Below are 26724 nucleotides of genomic sequence, written 5' to 3' on the forward strand. Positions count from 1 at the left end.
ATGGCAATGTTAATCCCATTATTACTTATGATTGTTATTGTTCTACTTCTTGCTTATTCGTCCACAACAAAAAAACGTCAAAAAGAAGTCAATGCAATGCAAAGTGGTTTATCAAAAGGTGATAAAATCATTACTATCGGAGGATTGCACGGAACAGTTGTAGCAATTGAAGATGGCAATGTTGTACTTGATTGTGCTGGTAGTGAGCTAACTTTTGATCGCAATGCAGTTCGTACTGTATTAGCGAAGTCAGACGCAGTTGAGGAAGAAGTTGTGGAAGCAGAAGTTGAGGAAGAACCAACAACGGAAGTAGAAACAAAGGAAAATTCAAAATAAGAGGTAAAAAGAACAAGCCATGAATGAAAATTCCTTGTATTGGCTTGTTTTTTCTTGTTTAGATTTGGGTATATAAGAACTATGTTTTGATGGATTTTTAGGTTGTTAACCGTTTTCTTGGACACATTTGGCAGAAAGATTTGTTTTTTTTGTAGATTATGCTTCCCATTTCCTAGATAATTAGATAAAATGAATCTATGTTGTTTGAAAAAGAAGGTGTAAGGAATGAGAGAGAGTTTCAACATGGAAAGCTATGACCAAATAGAACCAGCCATTTTAATTCGAGTAGAAGATTTTCAACTCATGGGGTATCGCGAAATTAAAGCGGAGCACATCTGGTCTTTTTTGAATGAAGTTGTTTGGAAAGATCAAGAAAACCCACCACTACATCAACGCATTCACGACATTTTACAAATGAAAATAGCATCACTCATGGATTTCGTAACCATGGGACCATCGCAAGAAGCACCAATAGAAGAAATCATAGAAGTGCTTCCAGAAGGTCAAGAGTAGCAGTCTACATAGCGTAATGGCACTTACAAGGGTGTCTGTTGTTAGTAGATGAGGGAGGAATTAGAAAGAAATGATAAAGAAAAGTAAGCTAATCACGTTTTTCCTTGTCGTGGCGATTATTTTCGGGACAGTTATTTTTACAGCAAAACCAGTTCTGGATAAAATCAATCTAGGCCTAGATTTACAAGGTGGTTTTGAGGTTTTATACCAAGTGAAGCCGGCCGATGGGAAAAGCGAAGTAACCAATGATGTATTAAAAGAGACAGTGGCGACACTGGATCAACGTATCAATGCTCTAGGGGTTAATGAACCTGTCATCACTATTGAAAGTGGTAACCGGATTCGTGTACAACTGGCGGGTGTTACCGATCAAAACGAAGCACGTAAAATCCTATCAACACAAGCAGTCTTATCGTTCCGTGATGCGAATGATAAGCTGATGATGGACGGTAGTGATCTCGTGCCAGGCAGTGCTAAAGCTGTCACAAATGACAAGAACCAAGCAATTGTTACACTAGAATTGAAAGATAAAAGTAAATTTGCTAGTGTAACTAAAACAGTTGCGGGGATGGCTCCAGACAATCAATTAGTTATTTGGTTGGATTGGAAAGAAGGCTTGAAATATAAAACTGAGCGTTCAAAAGAAAAACCAGCATATCTTTCTGCACCTAATGTAGACCGAGAACTGGATACGAAAAAAGTAGAGATTTCTGGTAGCTTTACGATGGATTCTGCAAAAGAATTGGCGAATTTGCTAAATTCCGGAGCGCTTCCTGTTAAATTAACGGAAGTTTACTCTACATCTGTTGGTGCGCAATTTGGTCAAGACGCATTAGCGGAAACAATTTTGGCAGGTATTATTGGTGTCGCTGCAATCTTTATTTTCATGATGGCTGTATATCGCTTGCCTGGTGTTATTGCATCGATTACGTTAGTTGCATATACGTATATTGTCTTATTAATTTTAGGTTTATTAAATGCAACCCTTACACTACCAGGGATTGCCGGGCTGATTCTCGGTATAGGAATGGCGGTAGATGCCAACGTTATTACCTATGAGCGGATAAGGGAAGAACTCAAGGTTGGGAAGTCTACGAAAACAGCATTCGATATAGGTGGGAAAGAATCCTTCAGAGCAATTTTTGATGGGAATATTTCTACACTGATTGTTGCTGGGGTTCTTTTCTACTTCGGTACAAGTTCCATTAAAGGCTTTGCGACGGTATTGATTATTAGTATTTTAGTAAGTTTCTTAACAGCAGTTTGGGGTTCAAGAGCGCTTATGGGGCTTCTTGTAAGTAGTAATGCTTTGAACAATAAACCTGGACTGTTTGCTGTTCGTCGTAAGGATATTCATGACCTACACGAAGGTAAGCAAACGTTCGACTTGAAAACGCATTTTGATAAATATGATTTTGTCAAACATCATCGTGCTTTCTTGACGACATTCGCAGTGATTGTTGTCATTGGTATTGTGATACTTTCTGTGTTCAAGCTGAACCTTGGTATTGACTTTGCTAGTGGTACGCGTGCTGAGATTACGGCAACGCATGCACTGACGGAGGAACAGATTAATAAAGATTTGAAATCGATTGATATGCCTTCGAACGATGTTAGTTTCCAAAATAATAATAAAACAGCGGTTGTTAGTTATAAAGGTGCGCTAAGTCAAGACGAAATTGCTACATTTAAAGAGCACTTCAAGAAGGAGTATGGCGAAGACCCGAATATTAGTACGGTAACGCCAACAGTTGGGCAGGAGCTCGCGAAAGATGGTTTATGGGCACTGGCAATTGCATCTATTTTAATTGTCATTTATATTGCTTTCCGATTTGAAGTATCTATGGGGATTGCGACGATTCTATCACTCTTATTCGATGCATTCGTGATTTTTGTCTTCTTTAGTATTTTCCGATTGGAAGTTGATTTAACATTTATCGCTGCGGTGTTGACGGTTATCGGTTATTCGATTAATGATACGATTGTTACGGCAGACCGGATTCGCGATGTTTCCAACAAAATGGGACGCTTTAAGAAGCCAGAGGATATTGCGTTTGCAGTCAATCACGGGCTACGTCAAACATTCATCCGTTCGATTAATACGATTTTGACAGTGTTATTCACGGTTGTCGCTTTAATTATCTTTGGTAATGAGTCGATTTTGAACTTCTCGATTGCGCTATTAGTGGGATTAGTATCTAGTGTGTTCTCATCTATATTCATGGCAATGCAATTGTGGTATGTATTCAAGAGACGTGAATTAAAGAAAAAAGGCGTTATCCAGACACAGAAGAAGAAAAAAAGCGCTAGAAATGATCAACCTGTCGTTTAATCTTTCGACATGATAAGCTATGTTTCGTGCCGAATGCTTATCCAATCTGAGAAATCAGGTCGGGATAAGCATTCGTTTTTTTATATGCAGGAAGGACACTATGAAAAACATGTTTTGGCAGATTTTATTGATAATCTTGGGAGTATGTATTTTTGCTATCGGATTACTTTATTCAAAGAAATGGCATAATGGAGGGCTGGACACTGGTTGGCCTGATTTTGATGGGGTGGATTCGTTTATATTTTCAGTCATACTTGGTATTTTTGCGTTCATTTTGATGATTTTGCCGTGGTATGTGTTGAAAACATTACTTATTTTAGGTGGATTAACGCTTATTTATATGGCAGGTTGGGTATTTACCTTTTAAGGAGATGGATGACTATGTTTGAAATTAGGAGATTTTGATGGGCGATGGTGGACATATTGCCAGACGGCCAGAAAAGTTGTATGCTTTACATGCGGAACGACATCAAGATTTGGAATTGCCGATGTTTGGTGATTTATTTGTGAATATGCTTCGTTTAGCGTTGGCGCAGAAAATACCGCTGGGAATTTATTTAGATCAATATGGAGAACGTGAAATGTTAGAGGGGTATGTGCGCTACTTCGTTGATAATCATGTGGTTTTTGATGATTTGGATGAGAACGCGTAATCGTATGGCAAGTGCATTTTGAGCTGTCGACGATTTTGGATATTCAAATGGGGACACGTGTTTTCGAGATGTAGCAATGCTGTACGATAACAAGTAGGGAGGTCTTGAAGATGAAAGTACAATGGCAAGTAATCGTAGGTATTATTTTAGCAATTATTATTGCAGTGTTTGCGATTATGAATGTGGATGGGGTCGAGGTCAATTTCTTATTTGCAAAAGCGGAATGGCCACTGATTTTGGTGATTTTAGGATCGGTGTTAGTAGGCTGTCTGATTTTCTTCTGTCTGAACATCGTGCGTGTAAATGCGCTCAAAAAGCAAGTGAAGACATCAGAAAATGCGAAAAAGGAATTGGAACGTCAATTGGCTGCTGAAAAATCGCGTAAAGTGAAAGTTTCAGAAGTGGAAGTGGCGGACAAACCAGAACAATCGACACCAACAATGTAATAATTGGGGAAGGATCGCTACTTTTAGCGGTCTTTTTTGTTTCATGTACTTTTTAGGATTTTTTCGGTATAATGGGTAAGGTTGAGGGAGGCTTGAGAGCATGATTCATTCGAAATATAAATGGCAGTTGGAAACGGTGGATGAAAGTGTAACGGAGCAGATTGCACAAGCTTTGCAATGCACGTTGCCGATGGCGGAATTATATGCACGTCGCAAAGTGATGACTGCTGGTCAATTAGATAAATTTCTACATCCTGATAAATATGAAGCGTATAATCCATTTTTACTTGCGGAGATGGAGCTTGCGGTAACGCGAATTAGGCAAGCGATTGAAGCGGGGGAACAAATTCTCGTGTTTGGGGATTATGATGCGGATGGCGTGACGAGTGTGACGTTGTTGTTGAAAACATTGCGCAAACTCGGTGCGGAGGCCGAATTTTATATTCCGAATCGGTTTACGGAAGGTTATGGGCCGAATAAGGAGGCGTTTACACAGGCGAAAGATGCTGGTGTGGGGTTGCTGATTACGGTGGATAATGGGATTGCGGCGCTGGATGTGATGGCGCATGCGAAAGAGATTGGTTTGGATGTGATTGTGACGGATCATCATGAGGCGAAGGAGACGATGCCTGAGGCGGTCGCTGTGATTCATCCGCGACACCCGGAATCGAATTACCCATTCCCTGATTTAGCGGGCGTAGGCGTGGCTTATAAGTTGGCTCACGCGTTGTTAGGTGAGGAACCGACGGAGTTATTGGATTTGGTAGCAATTGGGACGGTGGCCGACTTGGTGTCACTAACAGATGAAAACCGCCTATTTGTGCAAAAAGGATTGCGAATCTTGCGGGATAATTCGAATATTGGTGTGGCTGCGCTTGCCAAACTCGCTAGTACGAAACTTTCGGAAGCGACAGAAGAAACGATTGGTTTTATGATAGCGCCACGTTTGAATGCGATTGGACGTCTGGGCCCTGCAGACCCAGCGGCGGACTTATTGCTCACGGAAGATCCAGAGGAAGCAGTATTTTTAGCGGAAGAAATTGATGAAGCCAACAAGGAACGGCAAGCGATTGTTACGCAAATTACCGAGGAAGCGATTGAAATGATTGAAGCGGAATTTCTTGGTGATGGGAATGAGGTTCTTGTGCTCGGTAAAGTGGGATGGAATCCTGGTGTTGTTGGGATTGTGGCTTCACGTCTAGTGGATCGCTATGCGAGACCTGTGATTGTGCTTGGCATAGATGAAGTGACTGGGATCGCGAAAGGTTCTGGCCGAAGTATTGAGGCGCTTCATTTGTATAAGGCGCTGGAGGCGAATCATGAGTTGTTAACGGCGTTTGGTGGTCACCCGATGGCGGCTGGTATGACGCTTAATGTGGCGGATATACCGACTTTGCGTGTTAATTTAGCGAAGTATGCTCGCGAAACGTTGACGCCAGAAGATTTTGTTTCGGTACTACGCGTGGAAGAGGTGATTCCAGTTGAGGCGGTGACACTTGAATTTATCGGTCAGTTGAATAAGTTGGCACCATTTGGGACGGATAATCCGAAACCAGTTTTTGCGTTAGAAGGCGTGAAGCTGGATGGCACGAAACGAATTGGCGCGGATAAAACGCATCTAAAAACGGCAATCACTTCTGAATCAGGCGCGGTGCTTGATGCGGTCGGTTTCGGTACTGGTGAATTGGTTGAAAAAATCTCTCCAATGGCGCGTGTGGACATTGTCGGCGAACTATCGATTAACGAATGGAACAATATGCGAAAACCCCAACTGCGTATTGTTGATTTGAAAATTGATCATTGGCAACTTTTTGATGTACGTAGTCGCGGAGAATGGGAAAAACTATTGCAAGCTGGCGGAACTAGTGACAAAGTATTTATTTGTTTCCAACAGGCAACACGTGAAGCATTACTTGCGGCGAATCCAGGGCTTATTTGCGTACAAGTGAAGACGGTGACTGATTTTGCGGATGAGTTAACAATGAAAGATGTTATTTTTGCAGATATGCCAGATGATATAGCGTTATTAGAGGCTATTGTTGCTAAAACGCAAACGCAGCGAATTTATTTACATGTTGCATCGGAAAATGGAAACGCGATTGCGTCTATGCCAAATAGACAACATTTTGCACAATTTTATGCGGTTCTAAAAAAACATCAACCATTCCCGCTACAGCAAAACATGGCGCGACTTTGTAAACAGTTTCAATGGACAAATGAGCAAGTGGATTTTATGTCTCGCGTGTTTTTTGACTTAAACTTTGCTACAATGAAAGATGGCGTGGTTCGATTGAATGACGTGCAAGAAAAGCGCAATTTGGAAGACTCACAAGTGTATAAAGTGAGAGAATATCGAATGGCGATGGAACAGAAGTTACTCTATTCTAACTACAACGAGTTGTATGCGTGGATTGAGAAGTTGATGAATTCGAAGGGGAATTCAATTTTGGAGGAAATAGTACAATGAACTTAGAAGAATTAAGAAGTTATGTAGCGATTGTAAATGATTGGCCGAAGGAAGGGATTGTCTTTAAAGATATTACCCCTCTGATGAGTCATGGAGAAGCTTACAAATTTGCAACGGATCAGATTGTGGATTACGCGAAGAAGCTAAGTGTGGATGTTATTGTCGGACCAGAAGCACGTGGTTTTATCATTGGCTGTCCAGTGGCTTATTCTCTTGGTATTGGCTTTGCGCCAGTTCGTAAACCGAATAAATTACCACGTGAAACAGTGGATATGGAATACGATTTGGAATATGGTACGAATAAGCTTTCGATGCATAAAGATGCAATTAAACCAGGGCAACGCGTGTTAATCACGGATGATTTGTTGGCGACTGGTGGTACGATTGAAGCAACGATTAAACTGGTGGAAGAATTGGGAGGCGTCGTTGCTGGGTGTGCGTTCTTAATCGAATTAACAGAGCTCGAAGGCCACAAGAAATTAGCGGGTTACGATCGTCTTATTTTAATGGATTTCTAAGTAAAGGCTATTGAATTGTGTTTTTTATGGCATAATGCAACAAAATTACTTTGTTAGCCACACAAAACATGATATAATACCAAATAAGAATCGTTTTAAAAAGCACTCATTTGCGTGGGTGCTTTTACATACTTATAATAGCTGGGATGAAGAGGGTGTGAGGGGATTATGGCTAAAGAACAAAATTTAACAGCGGATCAAGTAATTGAACTGGCTTCTCATTATATGAATGAGGAGCACCTTGCGCTTGTCAAAAAAGCCTGTGATTATGCACGGGAAGCGCACAAGGATCAGTTCCGTAAATCGGGGGAACCTTATATCATTCATCCAATCCAAGTTGCAGGGATTCTCGTTGAACTCGAAATGGATCCAGCAACAGTTGCATCAGGCTTTTTACATGATGTTGTGGAAGACACGCCTGTTACTATTCAGGATTTGGAAGAAACATTTACACCAGAGATTGCAATGATTGTTGATGGTGTAACGAAATTAGGGAAAATTAAATATAAATCACATGAAGAACAACAGGCAGAAAACCACCGTAAAATGTTCATCGCCATGGCACAAGACATTCGTGTTATGCTCGTAAAATTGGCAGACAGACTACACAATATGCGTACACTAAAGCATTTGCCAGTTGAGAAACAACGTCGGATTGCGAACGAGACGCTTGAAATTTTTGCACCAATTGCGCATCGTCTGGGGATTTCGCGTGTGAAATGGGAGCTAGAAGACACTGCACTTCGCTACTTGAATCCGCAACAATATTATCGTATTGTGCACTTAATGAAACAGAAGCGGGATGAGCGTGAGCGCTATTTGCGTGATGTGATTGATGGTGTGAATGAGAATTTGGATGACTTGCATATTAAGGCAGACATTTCGGGAAGACCGAAGCATATTTACTCTATTTATCGCAAAATGTCAGAGCAACACAAGCAGTTTAACGAAATTTATGATTTGCTGGCAGTTAGGATTATTGTGGATAGTATTAAAGACTGTTACGCGGTTTTAGGCATTATTCATACGCGCTGGAAACCGATGCCTGGCCGTTTCAAAGATTATATTGCGATGCCGAAGTCGAATATGTATCAATCGCTTCATACGACGGTAATCGGTCCACAAGGTGATCCTTTGGAAGTGCAAATTAGAACGCTTGAGATGCATCAAATTGCAGAATATGGGGTGGCGGCACATTGGGCTTACAAAGAAGGTAAAGTCATCAACTCGAAGACTTCATTTGATAATAAAATGAGCTGGTTCCGTGAAATTATTGAGTATCAGAATGAGTCAGAGAACGCCGAAGAGTTCATGGAATCGCTGAAATTAGACTTATTTACCGATGTGGTGTATGTTTTCACGCCAAAAGGAGACGTTTTTGAGTTGCCAAATGGTTCTGTACCGCTTGACTTTGCTTATCGAATTCACACGGAAATCGGAAACAAGACAATTGGTGCGAAAATTAACGGTAAAATCGTGACTTTGGATTATAAATTGAAAACGGGCGATATCATTGAAATTTTGACGTCGAAGCATTCATATGGACCAAGTCGTGACTGGTTGAAACTCGTGCAGACCTCGCAAGCCAAGAACAAGATTCGCCAATTCTTCAAGCGCCAAGCGAAGGAAGAGAATGTTGAAAAAGGTCGCGATATGGTCGAAAAAGAACTACGTCAGCTTGATTTTGAGCCTAAGAAAGTGATGACGGCGGAGAATATTAAGAAGTTAGCAGAACGGTTGAATTTTAGTCATGAAGATGACTTATTTGCGGCTGTGGGTTACAACGGTATTACAGCCTTGCAAGTCGCGAATCGCTTGACAGAGAAAGAACGTCGCGAGCGTGAACTAGAGGAGCAAACGGAGAAACTTTTAAATAAAGTGGAAACGAAAGCGAAAAACCCAGCGGACAGTAATAATGAACGCCTGAAAATTAAGCATAATGCCGGTGTGGTTGTGCAAGGTGTCGGTAATCTATTGATTCGTTTATCACGTTGTTGTAATCCGGTTCCGGGTGACGCTATTGTTGGTTACATTACAAAAGGCCGCGGGATTTCCATTCATCGTAAGGACTGTCCGAATGTCACTGGTCCTGATGTGGAACGCTTGATTGATGTGGATTGGGAAGATGCGGATATGACCGCTAAAACGGATTACAACGTCGATATTGAAGTGTTTGGTTATAATCGAAATGGGATGCTCAATGATATTTTGCAGGTCGTAAATAGCCTGACAAGCAACATTAATGGTGTAAACGCAAAAGTGGATAATAACAAAATGGCGACGCTCGTACTCACGTTGCAAATTCATAATATTAATCATTTACAACGCGTTGTGGACAAAATTAAGCAAATTCCAGATGTATATACTGTGCGTCGTCTAATGAATTAATGAAGTAGCAGGAGGGTGTTTACATGCGAGTGGTGGCACAGAGATGTTATGAAGCAAGTGTAACGATAGATGGCGAAAGTGTGGGAGAGATCGCTAGCGGGCTTTGTTTGCTCGTTGGCTTTACCCATGAAGATACGGCAGAAGACGTGGCGTATATCGCGAAAAAAATTGTAGGTTTGCGGATTTTTGAAGATGATTCGGATAAGATGAATTTATCGATAAAAGAGGCTGGTGGCGCGATATTAAGTGTTTCTCAGTTCACGTTATACGCAGATGTGAAGAAGGGAAGGCGTCCTAGTTTTACGAAATCATCTTCTCCAGATGAGGCATCTAAATTGTATGATTTGTTTAATGACATGTTAGCGGCAGAAGGACTTGTTGTGGAAACTGGGGTTTTCGGGGCTTTTATGGATGTTCGTATTGTGAACCATGGGCCGATTACGATTATTTTGGATTCACAGGAGCTTTTGGGGAAATAAGTAAATGAAAAAACCGTCAAACTTGGATTAGATTTCTAATCATGTTTGACGGTTTTTTTAGCACTTTCTATTTAAAATAATTACTCAATCCATCATAAATGGAATCGGCGACTTTTTCACGGAAACCTGAGGAGTTTATTTGCTTTTCATCAATGCTAGAGCTCACATAGCCAAGTTCTAGTAAAACAGAGGGCTGTGTGTTTTCGCGGAGCACATAGAAATCGCCAGAGCGTGTGCCGCGGTTTTTGCTTGCTAGATTATTCGCTAGACCTGCATTGATGTTGTCTGCTAGGCTTTGATCTTTATTTTTGTAATAGTAAGTTGTCTGGCCATGAACGCTGGTTTTGCTAGCATCCGGTACCGAGTCATAATGGAGTGAGATGAATGCGTCTGCGTTGTATTTCTCGGCTTTTTGGGCACGTTCTTTGAGTGAAACATACTCGTCGGAATCGCGTGTCAGAATAACTTTTGCGCCACTTTGTTCTAGGCGTTTTGCGACTACTTTAGCAGTTTTTAAGGTTATTTTTTTCTCGACTGTTCCGTTTTGACTTTGTGCGCCAGGATCGTTTCCGCCGTGTCCAGGGTCAATAACGATGGTTGCTTCCGCGAGCGATGTTGTTTTAGCTTTCGGTGCACTTTTTGTCTTGGAGCTGGATACATCGACTACCCAGTTGGCAACGTAGCCTGTAGCGCCGGATGCTGTCGTGATTTGGTACCAATCCCCTTGTACGCCTTCGATATCGTAGACTGTACCTGCGTCGACTCTTTCGACAGATTTGCTGTCACGATTTGGACCTGAACGGATATTTGTGTCATTCGAGCGGATAGTAACTGTTTGTAAACTACTACTAGATTCCTTTGTTGCTGATTCTTGCATTTTAATGAAAGACGAGCTGACCCATGCTGATTGGCCTTGATATTGAATTTGTGTCCAACCATTGGATTGTGTTGAAACCGTGATTTGATCCCCATTTTTTAATGTGCCTAGTACGGTACTGTTAGTTGATGGCTTGCTACGAACGTTGAGGCTGCCATCACTTGTAACGGTTGCTAAACTATTACTAGAAGCACTGACATCTACATTTTGAACGAGCCAGCTAGCGACATAGCCACTTTGACCATTGCTTAGGCGAACTTTATACCATTTATTTTCTTCATCAATGACGTTTAAAATCTCATTCTTTCTGACTTGAGATGTGACGTCAAAAGCGAGTCCGGGTCCGCTTCTTACATTTAATACCTCAGCTTTTACTTGTACTGTGTTGGCGTTAGCCATTGCGATTGTAGACAAAATACCTGCCGCAATGAGTAAACAAGAAAGCAAGGTAATAAATAAGAACTTGTTTTTCATTTTGACACCACCTATACTTCTAAAAAAAATATCTACTACCAAAAGATTATCATAAATCGTTACAATAGGAAACATTAAACTTGATTTTTTTATGATTATTTTAAAAAACGTTATTGACTTTCAAGACAAATTCTAGTAGTCTTAATGGTAATTAATAAATGACCGATGACGGAGAAAAGTATGGCAGGCATTTGCTAAAGCAGAGAGATAGACCCTAGGGCTGAGAGGTTTATCAATAGTTGAAATCGCCAGAAGGACACTCCAGAGGATCTTTGCTGAAAAAGCTATCGTGCTTAGTAAGTAAAGACGTTGACAGGCGTTAACTGTTTTGAGTGGGGGAATTTTTCCTCAATTTAGGGTGGTACCACGGGTTAACTCTCGTCCCTTGTTTTATTAAGTTAAGACAAGGGGCGGGAGTTTTTTGATATCCGTCTGTTGACGCTTTTTAGTGAATTAGGAGGGAATTGGCATGCAAATGAAGTTACCAAGAGGAACGCGCGATATTTTACCTGGAGAAGTAGAGAAATGGCATTATGTGGAGCGTGCTTTCCAATCAATCTGTGAAAGATTCCAATATGAAGAAATCAGAACGCCGATTTTTGAGCATACCGAGTTATTCCAGCGTGGTGTTGGTGATACGACCGATATTGTGTCTAAAGAAATGTATACATTTGAGGATAAGAAAAATCGTAGCTTGACGCTGCGTCCGGAAGGTACAGCCTCTGTGGTGCGCGCTTTTGTAGAGCATAAGCTTTTTGGTCAGGTGAATCAGCCGGTGAAATTGTATTATTCTGGACCAATGTTTCGCTACGAACGTCCGCAAGGCGCGAGACAACGCCAATTCACACAAATGGGACTTGAAGCGTTAGGCAGTAATGATCCGGCAATTGATGCGGAAATTATTTCGCTAGCCATGGCATTTTATAAAGAACTTGGTTTGGAAAACATCGAACTGGTTATTAATAGTTTAGGGGACAAAGAAAGCCGTGCCAAACATAAAGAGGCATTAGTAGCCCACTTTGAACCGAGGATTGATGAGTTTTGTGCGGATTGCCAAGTACGCTTGCACAAAAATCCGTTGCGCATTTTGGATTGTAAAGTGGATCATGCGCATCCGTTAATTGCGACGGCACCATCGATTTTGGAGTTTTTAAATGAAGAGTCGATGCTTTACTTTGAAAAAGTAAAAACATATCTGGATGCGCTTGGTATTGCGTATACGGTTGATCCGACGCTCGTTCGTGGTTTGGATTATTACAATCATACGACATTTGAAATTATGAGTACGGCGGAAGGATTTGGCGCGAAATCAACGCTTTGTGGTGGTGGTCGTTATCATGGTTTGGTGCAAGAATTTGATGGTCCAGAAACGCCAGGTATTGGTTTTGGTCTTGGTATGGAGCGTCTCTTTGCCGCGCTAGATGTCGAAGGTATTGAACTGCCGATTGCGCATGATTTGGATTGCTATGTGATTACGGCGACGGAAAGTGCGGAAGTAACGGCTGTTTCCATCGTAAACACATTGCGCCTAAACGGTTTTAGCGTGGAGAAAGATTACATGGGGCGCAAAATGAAAGGCCAACTAAAAGACGCTGATCGCAAAAATGCTCGTTTTACAATGATTCTTGGTGATACAGAAATCGAAAATAATGTATGTCAATTGAAAAACATGCAAACCGGTGAACAAACGGAAATACGACTAGATGCAGTTGTTGCTGGTTTACAACAATTATTAAAGGGGGATAAATAATGAAGAAACGAACGTTATATTGTGGAGAAGTAACAGAAAAACAAATTGGCGAAAAAGTAACATTACATGGCTGGGTGCAAAAACGTCGTGATTTAGGTGGGCTTATTTTTATTGATTTGCGCGATCGTGAAGGATTGGTTCAAGTCGTTTTCAATCCGGACTTTTCAGCAGAAGCATTAGCGATTGCAGAATCTGTTCGTAATGAATTCGTTGTGACGGTCGTTGGGACGGTAGCGGCAAGAAGTGAAGGTGCGGTAAATGATAAGTTAGCAACAGGTCGCATTGAAATTTTAGCGGAGGAAATTGAAGTTTTAAATGCTTCGAAAACACCGCCATTTTATATTGAAGATGGTGTGAACGTATCTGATGAATTGCGTTTGAAATATCGTTATTTAGACTTGCGACGTCCAGAAATGAACCAGATTTTCCAAATGCGTCACACAGCAACGAAAACATTCCGCCAAAAATTAGATCAAATGGGCTTCTTCGATATTGAAACACCTTATTTGACAAAAAGTACACCAGAAGGCGCGCGTGATTATTTAGTTCCGAGTCGCGTATATCCAGGTAATTTCTATGCGCTACCACAATCACCACAAATTTTGAAACAATTATTGATGTCTGCTGGTTTCGATAAATATTATCAAATCGTACGTTGTTTCCGTGATGAAGATTTGCGTGGTGATCGTCAACCAGAATTCACCCAAATCGATTTAGAAACTAGTTTCCTAACAAAAGAAGAAATTCAAGAGATGACGGAAGAAATGCTAGTAGCCGTTGTGGAAGCAACGAAAGGAATCAAAATCGAGCAACCGTTTCCACGTATGACATATGCAGAAGCAATGAACCGTTTCGGTAGCGATAAACCAGATGTTCGTTTTGGTTTAGAGCTACAAAACATGGCAGAAGCTGTAGCCAATGTTGATTTTAAAGTATTTACAAATGCGCTTGAAAGTGGCGGAGAAGTAAAAGCAATTAACGCCAAACAAGCGGCAGCGAAATATTCTCGTAAAGACATTGATGCGTTAGGCGAATTTGTCGGTAGATACGGCGCGAAAGGTCTTGCTTGGATGAAAGTCGAAGAAGATGGTTTTAAAGGTCCAATTGCCAAATTTTTCACGCCAGAAAACCAAGAAGTAGTAGCAAGTACGCTAAATGCCGAAGCAGGCGACTTATTATTGTTTGTTGCGGATAAAGCCGAAGTTGTTGCAGCATCACTCGGAGCATTACGCCAGAAATTAGGACAAGAATTAGAACTCATCAATCACGAAGAACTAGCTTTCCTCTGGGTAACAGACTGGCCATTGTTTGAATATGATGAAGAAGCAGGTCGTTTCGTATCAGCCCACCATCCATTCACGATGCCTCAAGACGCGTCATTACTTGAAACAGCACCAGAAAAAGCGATGGCAGAAGCATATGACATCGTCTTGAACGGTTATGAAATTGGCGGTGGCTCCTTACGTATTTACAAAAAAGAAATGCAACAACAAATGTTCCGCGCACTAGGCTTCACGGATGAAGAGGCGACAGAGCAGTTCGGTTTCCTGTTAGAAGCATTAGACCTTGGAACACCACCACACGGCGGAATCGCATTAGGTTTAGACCGCATCATCATGATTCTTGCAGGACGCACGAATTTGCGCGACACCATTGCATTCCCTAAAACAGGGAGCGCGGCAGACCCACTAACCAATGCACCGAGCGAAGTAAGTGCAGCCCAGTTAGCAGAATTAGCATTAGCGATTGAAGCGAAAAAATCGGAGTAAAGACCATTAAATAAATTGAAAAACAGGAGTCTGTACAGACCATTTTGTGAGGATGGAGTTGAAATGGATGGTATAAGATTCCTGTTTGTTTTTAGTGTGCAGTTTTCCTCTCTAATTTATCAGTTTATCTTTTCAATATTATGTTTTAATATCTTGGTAAATCAAGAGAGGTGGGTGCATAATGAAAAAATGGATTATATTTAGTTTAATAATACTTTTAATAGCTTGTGTTGCTTTAGTTATTTATGTTTCAAAAGATAATAACAACGAAGGAGAGTATGGTTATTTAATTAAAAACGGGAATGAAATTATTTTTGCTGAGAGCAAGGAGATTAAAGATAAATCGCAAAGAACAACTTTTTGCGATGGAGTTTTGAAAAAGCGAAATAATCGGGACTTTGATTCTAATATAAAAGTTATTTCAAAAATGCCGAGTAGTGCAAATAAGATTCCTACTAATACGTATGTAAAAATAATCATTAGTAAAGTAATGGAAACAGCGCCTGTACAAATCAACACTACATCCGTTGAACAAGTAAATAAAACAAATAATCTGTAAAAATTTCAGGATTTATAATTTTGGTTTTGTCCAATGCTTATAGGGAGATTAGGACAAAACGAAATTTCAAACAAAAACAAGCAGGAAATCACGAATCCCATTCTTCGGGTATGGCGTGAATCCTACTTGTTACAAATCAAGCACTTGCTACCGACTCATTTAAGTTGAGCATCAAATGAATCTTGTTTTAATTTACCGACGTATCAATCATCGTAACTTCTACATCGTTTGCTAAAATACCAGTGTTCGTTTCGTTCGACCAAAATGGGCCTTCTAGTGTTTTCTTTTCTTTGTTGCTCAGTTTATGCTTATCATAAAATCTAGCTTCTACGCTATAGCGATTACCGACTTTGATTGAATCCCATTGTGATTCATCCAAATCTAGCTTGATTTTTTTGTCTCCAGCTCCTTCAATGTTTCCTGAAATGGAATTGTCGTCATTCTTTTGCGTGACAAGAAAGTTAAACGAAACATCGATTGGAGAAGAAGAATTATGCAGAAAATAATAACCGCCTGCTAAAAACACAATCGCGATAATTGTAAAAAAGGGGATTTTTCGCATCTTTATCTATCTCTCCTTCGTATATAAAACAGCCATTAGCTACTTCTTCATTATAAGCGCTGTTTTTCAATTCGTGAAGGGGAAAAGGCGAATTCTCATTATATTTTTAGAATTAATCGCGATTTGCTGTGATTACTCTCATTTGGGATGGTCTTGGAGGGCATCAACCCCGCGTTCTCCGGTACTAATTTTAACGACTTCGGCTAATGGGTAAATAAAGACTTTACCATCGCCTGGTTCGCCAGTTCGCAACGTCTTCTTAACGACTTCTAAAACATCCTCAACAGGAACAGTACTCACGACAATTTCGATTTTCATTCGTTCGTGAATATTGTTTTCTTTCTTTTTACCACGATATAGTTCAATCAGACCTTTTTCAAGACCAGTTCCAAGTGCTTTTGTAACAGTTAGACCGCTGACACCTATTTCTGCCAGTGCTTTTTGGAAATCGTAAAAACGGTTAGGACGCGTTATAATTTCTATTTTTGTTAAGTTTGACAATAAAATCACCCCTTAATCGTGATAGGCTTTTTCGCGTGAAGCGTTAAGTCTAGCCCTTTGAATTCTTGTTCTTCGTTTACTCTGATAGGTATGAATATTTTGATAACATAAATAATGACTGTCGTAGCGACTGCAACAAAGAGAACCGTTGAACCGATTGCGATGACTTGTTTGAGCAGTAGACCTGGATTGCCGTAAAATAAACCATCTGCTCCGAGTTCGTTAATTTTTGTTGTGGCGAAAAGTCCAGTAGCAATACCGCCCCAAATGCCGCCAATACCGTGAAGACCAAAAGCATCCAACGCATCATCGTATTTAACTTTTCCTTTGAGCCAGAATACACCCCAGAAACAAATCGCGCCACCGATAAAGCCAATTAATAAGGAGCTACCAACCGTTACAAATCCTGCAGCAGGTGTGATGGAGACAAGTCCTGCAATTGCCCCGGAAATTGTGCCGAGCATTGTGGGCTTTTTATTTACCATCCATTCCACTGCAACCCAACCAATCATGCCAGCTGCTGCCGCTGTATTTGTATTGACGAATGCTGTCATTGCAACGTTATCAATCGTTAACGCGCTACCAACATTAAAACCATACCAACCAAACCAGACGAGAATACCACCAATCAAGGCAAGTGGCAGATTATGAGGAGAGGAGTTCTCCGCTTCTTTACGTCGTCCAATAATGATAGCTAAGACAAGCCCAGTAACCCCGGAACTAATATGAACTACATTCCCACCTGCAAAATCAAGCGCTCCAAGTTCGCGCAACCAACCACCATCGCCCCAAACCCAGTGAGCAACTGGTGCATAAACAAGCAATGACCACAAAATAATGAAAATTAAGTATGCCGCAAAATTCATTCGTTCTGCAAAAGCCCCTGAAATAATCGCTACTGTCAAAATCGCGAATGTCATTTGAAACATCATGAAGAGTATATGTGGAATCGCATCGGAATACGTTGCATTGGCATCAAAACCGACGCCGTGTAAGAATGTCCAATCGAAACTGCCGATAAAAGCATTCCCAGGTGCAAAAGCAAGGGAATAGCCAACAATGACCCAAAGAATCGAAATAAGTGCCATTGAACTAAAGCTATACATTGCTGTACTAAGCACATTCTTGCTACGAACCATCCCTCCATAAAATAAAGCTATCCCAGGCGTCATTAACCAAACAAGCAAGGTACAGAAAAACATAAATACGGCTTCCATGTGCCACTCTCCTTTTTGTTAGATAATCTAACATTGATATTTTGTTTATGTGATAATAATACTGCAAACTGAAAATAAAGCAAGTTATTTTAACTGAAAATTTAAATTTTGTTAGATAATCTAACATACAGCGCTTTCTTTTTATGGTTTTTGGCTGATATAGGATGCGAGATATAATTTTCTGTCTATTGGAAGTTAATTTTTTGTAAGGAAATAGATGACATCGAGATGTGATTGGGTTGTTTATGAGGGCAAGAAAAAAGACGGTATCAACGGGCTCTCACATAGTTGCGTGAGACTGTTGATATCGCCTTTATTAAATGTAGAACATATAGCCATCGACAAGCGGGTCATCGCCGTGGCTTGCTAGGTCTTCCAGTGTGGTGCTATCTAAAACGTCTTTAACTGCATTTCGAATACGCATCCAGAGTTCGCGTTGTGCGGCTTCCTCGTCTTCTATGCTTTCTACAAGCACGATTGGGCCTTCTAATGTACGAATGATGTCGCCGGCAGTGATTTTTGCTGGCTCGTCACCAAGTATATAGCCACCGTGTGCTCCGCGGATACTTTTTACGATACCTGCATTTCGCAATGGGCCAATCAGTTGTTCTAAATAATGTTCGGATAAGCCTTTCTTTTCAGCAATGGAGCGCAAGGAGATGGGGCCTTGTCCGAAACATCGCGTCAATTCTAATACAATCGTTAAGCCATAACGGCCTTTTGTCGTGATTTTCATAATAACCTCCAAGTGTGTGTATGTAAAAATTCTTCTTATGATTCCCAAAGTAATTATAAAGCAATTTGGCAAAAGATGCGAGCAAAAGAATGATTTGAGTGGAAGAACATGTGTTCTTGTGTTATAATAAGAGGCTAGAGAGTCTACTTAATTCAGTGAAGTGCGGAGGAATGTTGTTATGGCTATTCAACCACTAGCTTATCGTATGAGGCCGAAGTCGCTTGATGATATTGTTGGGCAGACACATTTGGTTGGGAAAGACAAGATTATATATCGAATGGTGAAGGCGAAGCAATTGTCTTCAATGATTTTATATGGACCGCCTGGTATTGGGAAAACATCAATTGCTAGTGCGATTGCAGGAAGTACGAAATATGCGTTTCGGATGTTGAATGCGGTAACTAATAATAAGAAGGATTTGGAGATTGTTGCGGCGGAGGCGAAGATGAGCGGGACGGTTATTTTGCTTTTGGATGAGGTACATCGTTTGGACAAGCCGAAACAAGATTTTTTATTACCGCATTTAGAGAGTGGCCAGATTATTTTGATTGGGGCAACGACGAGTAATCCGTATATTGCGATTAACCCAGCGATTCGGAGTCGGACGCAGATTTTCGAGCTAAAGCCATTATCGGTGGAAGATATTGCGTTAACAATGGAGCGGGCGCTTGCCGATTCAGAGCGCGGACTAGGGACGTACGATGTCGTGTTGGATTCGGATGCGAAGACGCACTTGGCGACGGCTAGCAATGGCGATGTCAGAAGTGCGCTGAATGCATTGGAACTTGCGGTGATTTCATCAGAGCCAGATGCAGAAGGTAACATTCATGTGACGTTAGAAGTCGCCGAGGAGTGTCTGCAACGCAAGAGTTTGGCGCATGATAAGGATGGGGATGCGCATTATGATGTTTTGAGCGCTTTTCAAAAATCTGTTCGTGGAAGTGATGTGAATGCGGCGTTGCATTATATGGGGCGCCTTATTGAGGCTGGCGATTTGGTTAGCATTAGCCGGCGTTTATTAGTGATGGCTTATGAGGATGTGGGACTTGCAAATCCGCAAGCTGCAACGCATACGTTATCAGCGATTCAGACGGCGGAGAAAATCGGTTTTCCAGAAGCACGGATTCCGCTTGCTAATGCGGTCATTGAGTTATGTTTATCACCGAAATCCAATTCTGCTATCAGTGCGATTGATGCAGCGCTGGCAGATATTCGGGCGGGTCAAAGTGGTGAAGTTCCGGATCATCTGCGAGACGGTCATTATTCTGGCGCGAAGGAGCTTGGTAGGGCGCTTGATTATAAATACCCGCATAGTTATGAGAGCGCATGGGTGGATCAGCAGTATTTACCAGATCGTTTATTGAAAGCGAAGTATTATGAACCGAGGCTGACGTCGAAATATGAACAGACGATTGCTGGGGTATATGAGAAGATTAATAGTAATAAAAAGGAATAGAACGCTTACAATTGGTTGTCTTTGTACATCATTCGTAAAAGAAGTTACACATTTTTCGCGATTTTAAAGTCTTCCAAATTGAAATATCCATATTTTTATGATATTCTTAGGTCAATAAAGGAACCCTAATGTATGCGTTATGGTGCCAATATTATTGAACCGAACAATTTGATCTACCTAGGGAGCTTAAGTTCGAGCGTGGCGCACATGCCCTTACACGGGGACTTGTAAGACGTTAGACAGGGCACCCACCTGCTGTCTTGATAGCGGGTTCAAACAATGGTATCAAAGGACGGTACGATTGGGGCTCCTTTATTATGAATTAGCGATAACAGTGCTTCGGTTTGTGAACGGTCTATGACTGTTTGCAAAGATGAGGTGCTTTTTTTATGGGTATTTGTGAACATACGTACTGGTTCTTTGCTTTCGGGCGTATTTCTTGCTAAAATGGGATGTGTTACAAAAATGATTTTTAAAGGCTGAAATTCAGTTTTTTAAATAGAAAGAAGCGATTTTATGGAACGTGTATACTTGGATCATGCAGCAACTAGCCCAGTTCATCCTGAGGTTGTGCAGGCAATGTTGGCTAGTTTCACGAATAATTATGGGAATCCCTCTAGCATTCATTATGCGGGGAGAGAGGCAAGGAAGTCACTGGATGAAGCGCGGGCCATTGTGGCGCAGAGTATTCAGGCTGATGAGCGAGAGATTGTGTTTACAAGTGGCGGCACGGAAGGTGATAATATTGCGCTGATTGGTGCGGCGCTGGCGAACAAGGAGCATGGTACGCATATTATTACGACGGCGATTGAGCATCCAGCGGTACTTGAGACGTGTAAATATTTAGAGACGCAAGGCTTTATGGTGACGTATTTGCCTGTGGATAGTGATGGCGTGATTTCGCTTGCGGATTTTGATGCGGCACTTACGGATGAGACGGTGCTTGTTTCTGTGATGTATGGAAATAACGAGATTGGCTCATTACAGCCGATTCGAGAGATTGGTGAGCGTTTGGCGAATCATACGGCGCTTTTTCATACGGATGCGGTGCAGGCGTTTGGGATGTTTGATATGGATGTAACGCAGCTTGGTGTGGATTTGTTGACGGTGACGGCGCATAAGATTAATGGGCCGCGTGGGATTGGCTTTTTATACGTGAAGAATGGCGTGAATTTAGTATATCCGTTTCATGGTGGTGAGCAGGAGCGCAAGCGTCGGGCTGGGACGGAGAATTTGTCGGGGATTAGCGGTCTCGCGGAGGCTGTACGGATTGCACAGGAGTCAAGAAAGCAGAAACGGTCGGATTTTATGGAGTATAAGCAAGTGTTCGTTGATACTTTTGAGGAGGCAGGAATTGTTTTTGAGGTGAATGGAAAGCTTCGGCATAGTTTGCCACATGTAATGAATGTGCGCTTTCCTGGTGTTTCAGTGGAGCAGTTGTTGATGAATTTGGACATGGAAGGAATTGCTGTTTCTAGTGGTTCTGCTTGTACAGCGGGCACGGTAGATCCTTCGCATGTACTCGTTGCATTGTTTGGTGAAGACCATGATGGCGTGCGCGAGTCTATTCGAATTAGTTTTGGTCTTGGAAACACGTATGAGGAAATGGAACAAGTAGCAGCAGAAATTGTAAAAGTTGTAGAACGACTTCGTAAATAAATGTGAGGAGCAAATGAAATGGATAATAGTAAGACACGGGTAGTTGTTGGTATGTCTGGCGGCGTGGACTCGTCGGTGACGGCTTATTTGTTGAAGCAACAAGGCTATGATGTCATCGGAATTTTTATGAAAAACTGGGATGACACGGATGAAAACGGTTTTTGTACGGCAACGGAAGATTATGATGACGTGATTCGTGTGGCAAACCAAATTGGTATTCCATATTATGCGGTGAATTTTGAGAAGGAATATTGGGACAAGGTGTTTACGTACTTTTTGGATGAGTATAAATTAGGACGGACGCCGAATCCGGATGTGATGTGCAATAAAGAAATTAAGTTTAAGGCGTTTTTGGAACATGCGGAAAGCTTGGGTGCAGATTTTGTGGCAACGGGGCATTATGCGCGCGTAGAAACGATTGATAATGAAGTGAAAATGTTGCGCGGGGTGGACCGAAACAAAGATCAAACGTATTTCTTGAATCAATTATCTCAAGCGCAAATTGCAAAAGTGATGTTCCCTCTTGGAGGCATGGAAAAACCAGAAGTTCGCAAAATTGCGGAAGAGGCTGGGCTCGCAACAGCTGGTAAGAAAGATAGTACGGGAATTTGCTTTATTGGTGAACGGAATTTCAAGCAGTTCTTGAGTGAGTATTTGCCAGCGCAACCAGGTCCGATGAAGACATTAAATGGAAAAACAATGGGGCAACATGATGGTTTAATGTATCATACGATTGGGCAACGACACGGCTTAGGTATTGGTGGAGACGGTGATCCTTGGTTTGTTGTTGGGAAAGATTTAGCAAACAATGTGCTATTCGTGGAGCAAGGCTTTGAGCATGAAAGTTTGTATTCGGATTCGTTGATTGCAACAGACATGAGTTTCATATCGGACCGACCAAAAGAAGCGGTGTTTCATTGTACGGCGAAGTTTCGTTATCGTCAAGAAGATGTTGGCGTGACGGTACATTTGTTGGATGGAAACAAAGCAAATGTTGTTTTTGATGAGCCAGCTCGCGCGGTAACTCCGGGTCAAGCACTTGTTTTGTATGATGGAGAAATTTGCTTAGGTGGCGGAACGATTGATGAGATTTATAAAGAGGATGCACAATTAAAATATGTAGGTTAATGACTAGAAAAGAGTTTGGGTAACGGGACGCTGGTTTCCCAGGCTCTTTTTTTAGAAATGAGGATATGTATGAAAAAGACGCTTTGGATTGTATTGGTAGTTTTGATTTTAGCGATTGGGGGCAGTTATTTTTATTTTAATACGTCACCGAGTAATTTTGCGGAAGAGGCTGGGAATTCGACGAAGCAAGTGGATGTCGTGGACGATAGTGGCTTCTTGATGTTTACGCCGTTAAATCAAGATGTGAAGGAAAGTGTGATTTTTTATCCAGGTGCGTTTATTGATGCACTGAGTTATGCTCCGATGGCGAAAGGGCTTGCGGATGCTGGGTATAAAGTGTATATTGCGGAAATGCCGATGGATTTGGCTGTTTTTGGGAAGAATAAGGCGGCGGATATTGTAGATACGAATACGGATGAACATTTCGTGATTGGTGGACATTCACTTGGTGGTGCTATGGCAGCGCGATTTGCGCATGACAATATGGCGGATTTGGACGGGATTTTCTTTTTGGCAAGTTATGCGGATGAGAAAGGTTCCCTTGCAAAAGCGAATTTTCCGGCGTTATCGATTACAGCGACTCGTGATGGTGTGTTGAACTGGGATACGTATAACAAAAACAAGAAATACTTACCGGAAAACACGACGTTTGTCTCGATTAAAGGTGGGAATCACGCTCAATTTGGCGCGTATGGAAAACAAAATGGCGATAACGATGCGACGATTAGCGTGACAAAGCAAACAGAGGAGACCGTGACGGCTATAAAAGATTGGCTGGCGCTTGCGGTAAAATAGGAGGAAATGAACGTGGATAAAAATGCACAAGGTATTGAGGCAATGCAAAATAATGATTTGGAGACAGCGGTACGACTTTTCACAGAAGTGATTGAAGAGCATCCGAATGATCCGGTAGGTTTTATTAATTTTGGGAACGTTTTGTTATCTATGGATGATTTTGAACGTGCAGAGCGGTTTTTTGAGCGTGGGATTGAGCTTGATCCGAAGGCTTCTGCGGCGTATTATAGTTTAGGAAATTTGTATTATGTGTTGGAGCGCTATCAGGATGCGGCGAAGCAATTTGAACAGGCGATTGCAACGGGGCTTGAATCGGCGGATGTTTATTTTATGATTGGTATGAGTTTTATGCAGATGGAAGAGTCGCGCCTTGCGATTCCTTATTTGCTTCGTGCTGTGGAATTGGCGCCGGATGATGTAGAAGCGGCTTTCCAATACGGGATCGCTCTTGCGAAGTCGGATATGTTTGAAGAGGCCATTGCGGCACTTGAGAATGTCTTGATGCTAAAACCGAACGATGCGGATGCGCTATACAATATTGGTGCGGCTTATCTGGCGTGGCAGGGGGATTTGGTAGTCGGTAAAAGTTACTTTGAAAAAGCGGTGGAAAGTGACGCGAATCATGAATTAGCGGCGAATGCATTGGCGGCGATTCAAGATTTAGAAGCTAGCGGAAATTAGAAAAAAGAGTAGACGGAAGGTGGTGGGAAAATGGACACGCAAGAAACGTTGGGATTGCTAGGCGAGAACGAAGAATTGTACATGAAAGGACTCGTGATGTCGACGATTTTTCATAATAGTGAAAACTTGTTTTCTGTTGTGCGGATTCAAGTGCAAGATACGAATACGACGTGGGACGAGAAGGACATTGTGGTGACTGGCTTTTTTCCCGCCCTTCATGAGCAAGAGGTGTACATATTTCATGGGAAACTGATGGATCACGCCAAATTTGGACAGCAGTTTAAAGCGGACCGATTTAAAAAGGACATACCGCAAACAAAACAAGGCGTTGTGCAATATTTGTCTGGCGAACTTTTTAAGGGAGTTGGTAAGAAGACGGCGGAACGGATTGTGGATACGCTTGGCGAGGACGCGATTAGTCGTATTTTGAGTGATCCTAGTTTGCTACAAACGGTGCCGCGGTTGCCGCTTGAGACGGCGGAGAATTTGTTGGATTCGCTTCGTGAGAATCAAGGTTTGGAACATATTATGGTGAGTCTGAATGATTATGGTTTTGGACCACAGCTTTCAATGAAAATTTTTCAGGCGTATAAGCAGGATACGTTGAATGTGCTGGAGGGCAATCCTTATAAGCTGATTGAAGATGTGAAGGGGATTGGTTTTAACCGGGCGGATGAGTTGGGACGCAAGCTTGGGCTTGGCGGGAACCATTATGCGCGGTTGCAGGCGGCGATTTTGTACATGTTGGAGCAGGAGTCGTTGCAGCAAGGGAATGTGTTTATGGAGCGGGAAGTGTTGCTGGAATCGGTGACGCAGTTGCTGGAAAACAGTGAACCGATTCGGATTGAGCAGGAGGAACTTGTGAAGCAATTGTCGGCGCTTGAGGAAGATATGAAGGTGATGACGGAGAACACGCGGGTGTATTTGCCTTCGCTTTATTTTGCGGAGTCTGGATTTGCGGCGCATGTGAAGCGAATGATGAAGCAGAAGCATTACGAGGATCTTTTTCCAAAATCGGAGTTTTATATTGCGCTTGGTGAGCTGGAGGAACGGATTGGGGTTTCTTACGGGGAAACGCAGAAGGTTGCGCTTGAAAAGGCCTTGATGTCTCCGATGTTGATTTTGACTGGTGGGCCAGGTACAGGGAAAACGACAGTTATTAAAGGGATTGTGGAGCTTTATGCTGAGCTTAACGGTGTTAATTTGGACCCGATGTCGTATAAGGATGGGCAGAAGTTACCGATTTTGCTAGCTGCGCCAACAGGACGTGCGGCGAAACGAATGACGGAATCAACGGGGCTTCCAGCGATGACGATTCATCGTTTGCTGGGAATGAACGGGCAAGAGCAGTTGGATGATGATAACGAGCGTTCCATTGAAGGAAAGTTGCTCATTATTGATGAGATGTCGATGGTCGATATTTGGCTGGCGAATCAGCTTTTCCGGGCCTTGCCGGCGAGCATGCAAGTCATTTTAGTTGGAGACCAAGATCAGTTGCCTTCTGTAGGACCAGGCCAAGTTTTGAAAGATATGTTGCGTTCGCAGGAAATTCCGACGGTGGAGTTAACGGATATTTATCGTCAAGAGGATGGTTCATCGATTATTGAGTTGGCCCATGACATTCGTCAAGGTTTCCTACCAACGACATTCACCAAAAATAGTGCGGATCGCTCTTTCTTTCATTGTACAGTGAATCAAATCGCCGAAGTCGTTGAAAAAGTCGTGGAAAACGCGAAGAAAAAAGGATTTCGGGCAAAAGATATTCAAGTTTTGGCGCCAATGTACCGCGGGCCTGCAGGAATCGATGTTTTAAATCGCAAAATGCAGGAGATTTTCAATGCTAATCCAGACGGAAAGCGTAAAGAAGTGAAGTTTGGTGATGCGGTTTTTCGAATTGGAGATCGGGTTTTGCAACTGGTGAATCAGCCGGAGAAAAATGTTTTCAATGGTGATTTTGGCGAGATTGTCTCGATTATTTATGCGAAGGAAAATACGGAAAAACAAGATATGGTTGTGGTGCAGTTTGATCAGACGGAGGTCGAGTATTTCAGGCAGGAATTTGGTCAGTTAACACATGCGTATTGTTGTTCAATTCATAAAGCGCAGGGCAGTGAGTTTCCAATTGTCATTTTGCCAGTGGTGCGGAGTTATTACCGGATGTTGCGACGTGATATTTTGTATACGGCGGTGACACGGAGCAAGCAATTCTTGATTATTTGCGGGGAAGAAGACGCGTTTCGTATGGGTGTCGAGCGGATTGATGAAGAAAAGCGAAATACGACGTTGTACGAGCGACTGCTAAGCGAAGAGGAGATGTTGGCAACGGTGAGCAATCGGAAGTTATTGACGGAGGAAAATTGGGCGCAGATCGATCCGATGATTGGGATGGAAGGAATCACGCCGTTTCAATTCATGCGAGCTTGAATAG

At 42.0% G+C, this 26724-nt stretch carries 24 protein-coding genes, 1 other RNA gene and 1 other annotated feature; of the genes, 20 read left to right on the forward strand and 5 right to left on the reverse strand.

Going from position 1 to position 26724, the window contains the following annotated elements; translation table 11 throughout:
* From yajC to dtd, 10 genes are all read left to right on the forward strand, one after another.
* On the forward strand, positions 1-336 hold a 336-nt coding region (gene yajC / locus PRIP_RS02035), incomplete at its 5' end, for a preprotein translocase subunit YajC (protein ID WP_077912879.1).
* 225 nt (positions 337-561) lie between these two features.
* The gene (locus tag PRIP_RS02040) at positions 562-849 is read left to right on the forward strand and encodes a post-transcriptional regulator (protein WP_036099166.1); all 288 of its coding nucleotides are present in this window, start codon (positions 562-564) and stop codon (positions 847-849) included.
* A 70-nt stretch (positions 850-919) separates the two neighbouring features.
* On the forward strand, positions 920-3181 hold the full coding sequence (gene secDF / locus PRIP_RS02045; protein ID WP_036099167.1) for a protein translocase subunit SecDF: 2262 nt from the start codon (positions 920-922) through the stop codon (positions 3179-3181).
* Positions 3182-3281: 100 nt separating this feature from the next.
* Complete coding sequence (locus PRIP_RS02050; protein ID WP_036099168.1) at positions 3282-3548, forward strand: hypothetical protein; 267 nt, start codon at positions 3282-3284, stop codon at positions 3546-3548.
* 37 nt (positions 3549-3585) lie between these two features.
* Positions 3586-3834 carry a hypothetical protein gene (locus PRIP_RS02055; protein WP_036099169.1) on the forward strand — a complete coding sequence of 83 codons (249 nt, stop codon included), beginning with the start codon at positions 3586-3588 and terminating at the stop codon, positions 3832-3834.
* Positions 3835-3944: 110 nt separating this feature from the next.
* Positions 3945-4280 carry a LapA family protein gene (locus PRIP_RS02060; RefSeq protein ID WP_036099170.1) on the forward strand — a complete coding sequence of 112 codons (336 nt, stop codon included), beginning with the start codon at positions 3945-3947 and terminating at the stop codon, positions 4278-4280.
* A gap of 100 nt (positions 4281-4380) precedes the next feature.
* Positions 4381-6747, forward strand: coding sequence for a single-stranded-DNA-specific exonuclease RecJ (recJ, locus tag PRIP_RS02065; RefSeq protein WP_036099171.1), 2367 nt, complete (start codon positions 4381-4383; stop codon positions 6745-6747).
* Positions 6744-7265 carry an adenine phosphoribosyltransferase gene (locus PRIP_RS02070; protein WP_036099172.1) on the forward strand — a complete coding sequence of 174 codons (522 nt, stop codon included), beginning with the start codon at positions 6744-6746 and terminating at the stop codon, positions 7263-7265. Before recJ ends, PRIP_RS02070 begins: the two co-directional genes overlap by 4 nt.
* 168 nt (positions 7266-7433) lie before the next feature.
* Positions 7434-9653, forward strand: coding sequence for a RelA/SpoT family protein (locus PRIP_RS02075; protein ID WP_036099173.1), 2220 nt, complete (start codon positions 7434-7436; stop codon positions 9651-9653).
* Between the two features lie 23 nt (positions 9654-9676).
* The gene (gene dtd / locus PRIP_RS02080; RefSeq protein ID WP_036099175.1) at positions 9677-10132 is read left to right on the forward strand and encodes a D-aminoacyl-tRNA deacylase; all 456 of its coding nucleotides are present in this window, start codon (positions 9677-9679) and stop codon (positions 10130-10132) included.
* 67 nt (positions 10133-10199) lie between these two features.
* Here dtd and PRIP_RS02085 read toward each other — a convergent pair whose 3' ends face one another.
* Positions 10200-11483, reverse strand: coding sequence for an N-acetylmuramoyl-L-alanine amidase family protein (locus PRIP_RS02085; RefSeq protein ID WP_036099177.1), 1284 nt, complete (start codon positions 11481-11483; stop codon positions 10200-10202).
* 156 nt (positions 11484-11639) lie between these two features.
* Positions 11640-11872: a binding site (T-box leader), on the forward strand.
* An 80-nt stretch (positions 11873-11952) separates the two neighbouring features.
* Between PRIP_RS02085 and hisS the strand changes: the two genes are divergently transcribed.
* From hisS to PRIP_RS02100, 3 genes are all read left to right on the forward strand, one after another.
* The gene (hisS, locus tag PRIP_RS02090; RefSeq protein WP_036099180.1) at positions 11953-13233 is read left to right on the forward strand and encodes a histidine--tRNA ligase; all 1281 of its coding nucleotides are present in this window, start codon (positions 11953-11955) and stop codon (positions 13231-13233) included.
* Positions 13233-15002 (forward strand): aspartate--tRNA ligase, encoded by a 1770-nt coding sequence (gene aspS, locus PRIP_RS02095; RefSeq protein WP_036099181.1) that lies wholly within the window; start codon positions 13233-13235, stop codon positions 15000-15002. Before hisS ends, aspS begins: the two co-directional genes overlap by 1 nt.
* Before the next feature lie 181 nt (positions 15003-15183).
* Positions 15184-15561, forward strand: a complete 378-nt coding sequence (locus PRIP_RS02100) for a hypothetical protein (RefSeq protein WP_036099183.1) — start codon at positions 15184-15186, stop codon at positions 15559-15561.
* Positions 15562-15748: 187 nt separating this feature from the next.
* Here the strand turns inward: PRIP_RS02100 and PRIP_RS02105 are convergent, their stop codons facing one another.
* The 4 genes from PRIP_RS02105 to cymR all read right to left on the reverse strand — a co-directional run bounded on the left by PRIP_RS02105 (position 15749) and on the right by cymR (position 18577).
* Positions 15749-16123 carry a hypothetical protein gene (locus PRIP_RS02105; protein ID WP_036099184.1) on the reverse strand — a complete coding sequence of 125 codons (375 nt, stop codon included), beginning with the start codon at positions 16121-16123 and terminating at the stop codon, positions 15749-15751.
* A 138-nt stretch (positions 16124-16261) separates the two neighbouring features.
* Positions 16262-16624, reverse strand: coding sequence for a P-II family nitrogen regulator (locus PRIP_RS02110; protein WP_036099186.1), 363 nt, complete (start codon positions 16622-16624; stop codon positions 16262-16264).
* 5 nt (positions 16625-16629) lie between these two features.
* Positions 16630-17841, reverse strand: a complete 1212-nt coding sequence (locus PRIP_RS02115; RefSeq protein ID WP_036099189.1) for an ammonium transporter — start codon at positions 17839-17841, stop codon at positions 16630-16632.
* Positions 17842-18157: 316 nt separating this feature from the next.
* On the reverse strand, positions 18158-18577 hold the full coding sequence (gene cymR / locus PRIP_RS02120; RefSeq protein WP_036085183.1) for a cysteine metabolism transcriptional regulator CymR: 420 nt from the start codon (positions 18575-18577) through the stop codon (positions 18158-18160).
* Between the two features lie 178 nt (positions 18578-18755).
* Between cymR and PRIP_RS02125 the strand changes: the two genes are divergently transcribed.
* From PRIP_RS02125 to recD2, 7 genes are all read left to right on the forward strand, one after another.
* Positions 18756-20033, forward strand: a complete 1278-nt coding sequence (locus PRIP_RS02125; protein ID WP_036099191.1) for a replication-associated recombination protein A — start codon at positions 18756-18758, stop codon at positions 20031-20033.
* 119 nt (positions 20034-20152) lie between these two features.
* Positions 20153-20345, forward strand: a non-coding RNA gene (gene ssrS, locus PRIP_RS16605) — 6S RNA.
* Between the two features lie 204 nt (positions 20346-20549).
* Positions 20550-21692, forward strand: a complete 1143-nt coding sequence (locus tag PRIP_RS02130; RefSeq protein ID WP_036099192.1) for a cysteine desulfurase family protein — start codon at positions 20550-20552, stop codon at positions 21690-21692.
* Positions 21693-21710: 18 nt separating this feature from the next.
* Complete coding sequence (gene mnmA / locus PRIP_RS02135; RefSeq protein WP_036099194.1) at positions 21711-22820, forward strand: tRNA 2-thiouridine(34) synthase MnmA; 1110 nt, start codon at positions 21711-21713, stop codon at positions 22818-22820.
* Positions 22821-22889: 69 nt separating this feature from the next.
* On the forward strand, positions 22890-23615 hold the full coding sequence (locus PRIP_RS02140; protein ID WP_036099195.1) for an alpha/beta hydrolase: 726 nt from the start codon (positions 22890-22892) through the stop codon (positions 23613-23615).
* A 12-nt stretch (positions 23616-23627) separates the two neighbouring features.
* Entirely contained in the window at positions 23628-24296 is a 669-nt protein-coding gene (locus PRIP_RS02145; RefSeq protein WP_036099197.1) for a tetratricopeptide repeat protein, read from the forward strand.
* A gap of 30 nt (positions 24297-24326) precedes the next feature.
* Positions 24327-26720 carry an SF1B family DNA helicase RecD2 gene (recD2, locus tag PRIP_RS02150; RefSeq protein ID WP_036099199.1) on the forward strand — a complete coding sequence of 798 codons (2394 nt, stop codon included), beginning with the start codon at positions 24327-24329 and terminating at the stop codon, positions 26718-26720.
* Positions 26721-26724: the final 4 nt, after the last annotated feature.

This window comes from Paenilisteria riparia FSL S10-1204 (assembly GCF_000525995.1).
GTDB lineage: Bacteria > Bacillota > Bacilli > Lactobacillales > Listeriaceae > Listeria_A > Listeria_A riparia.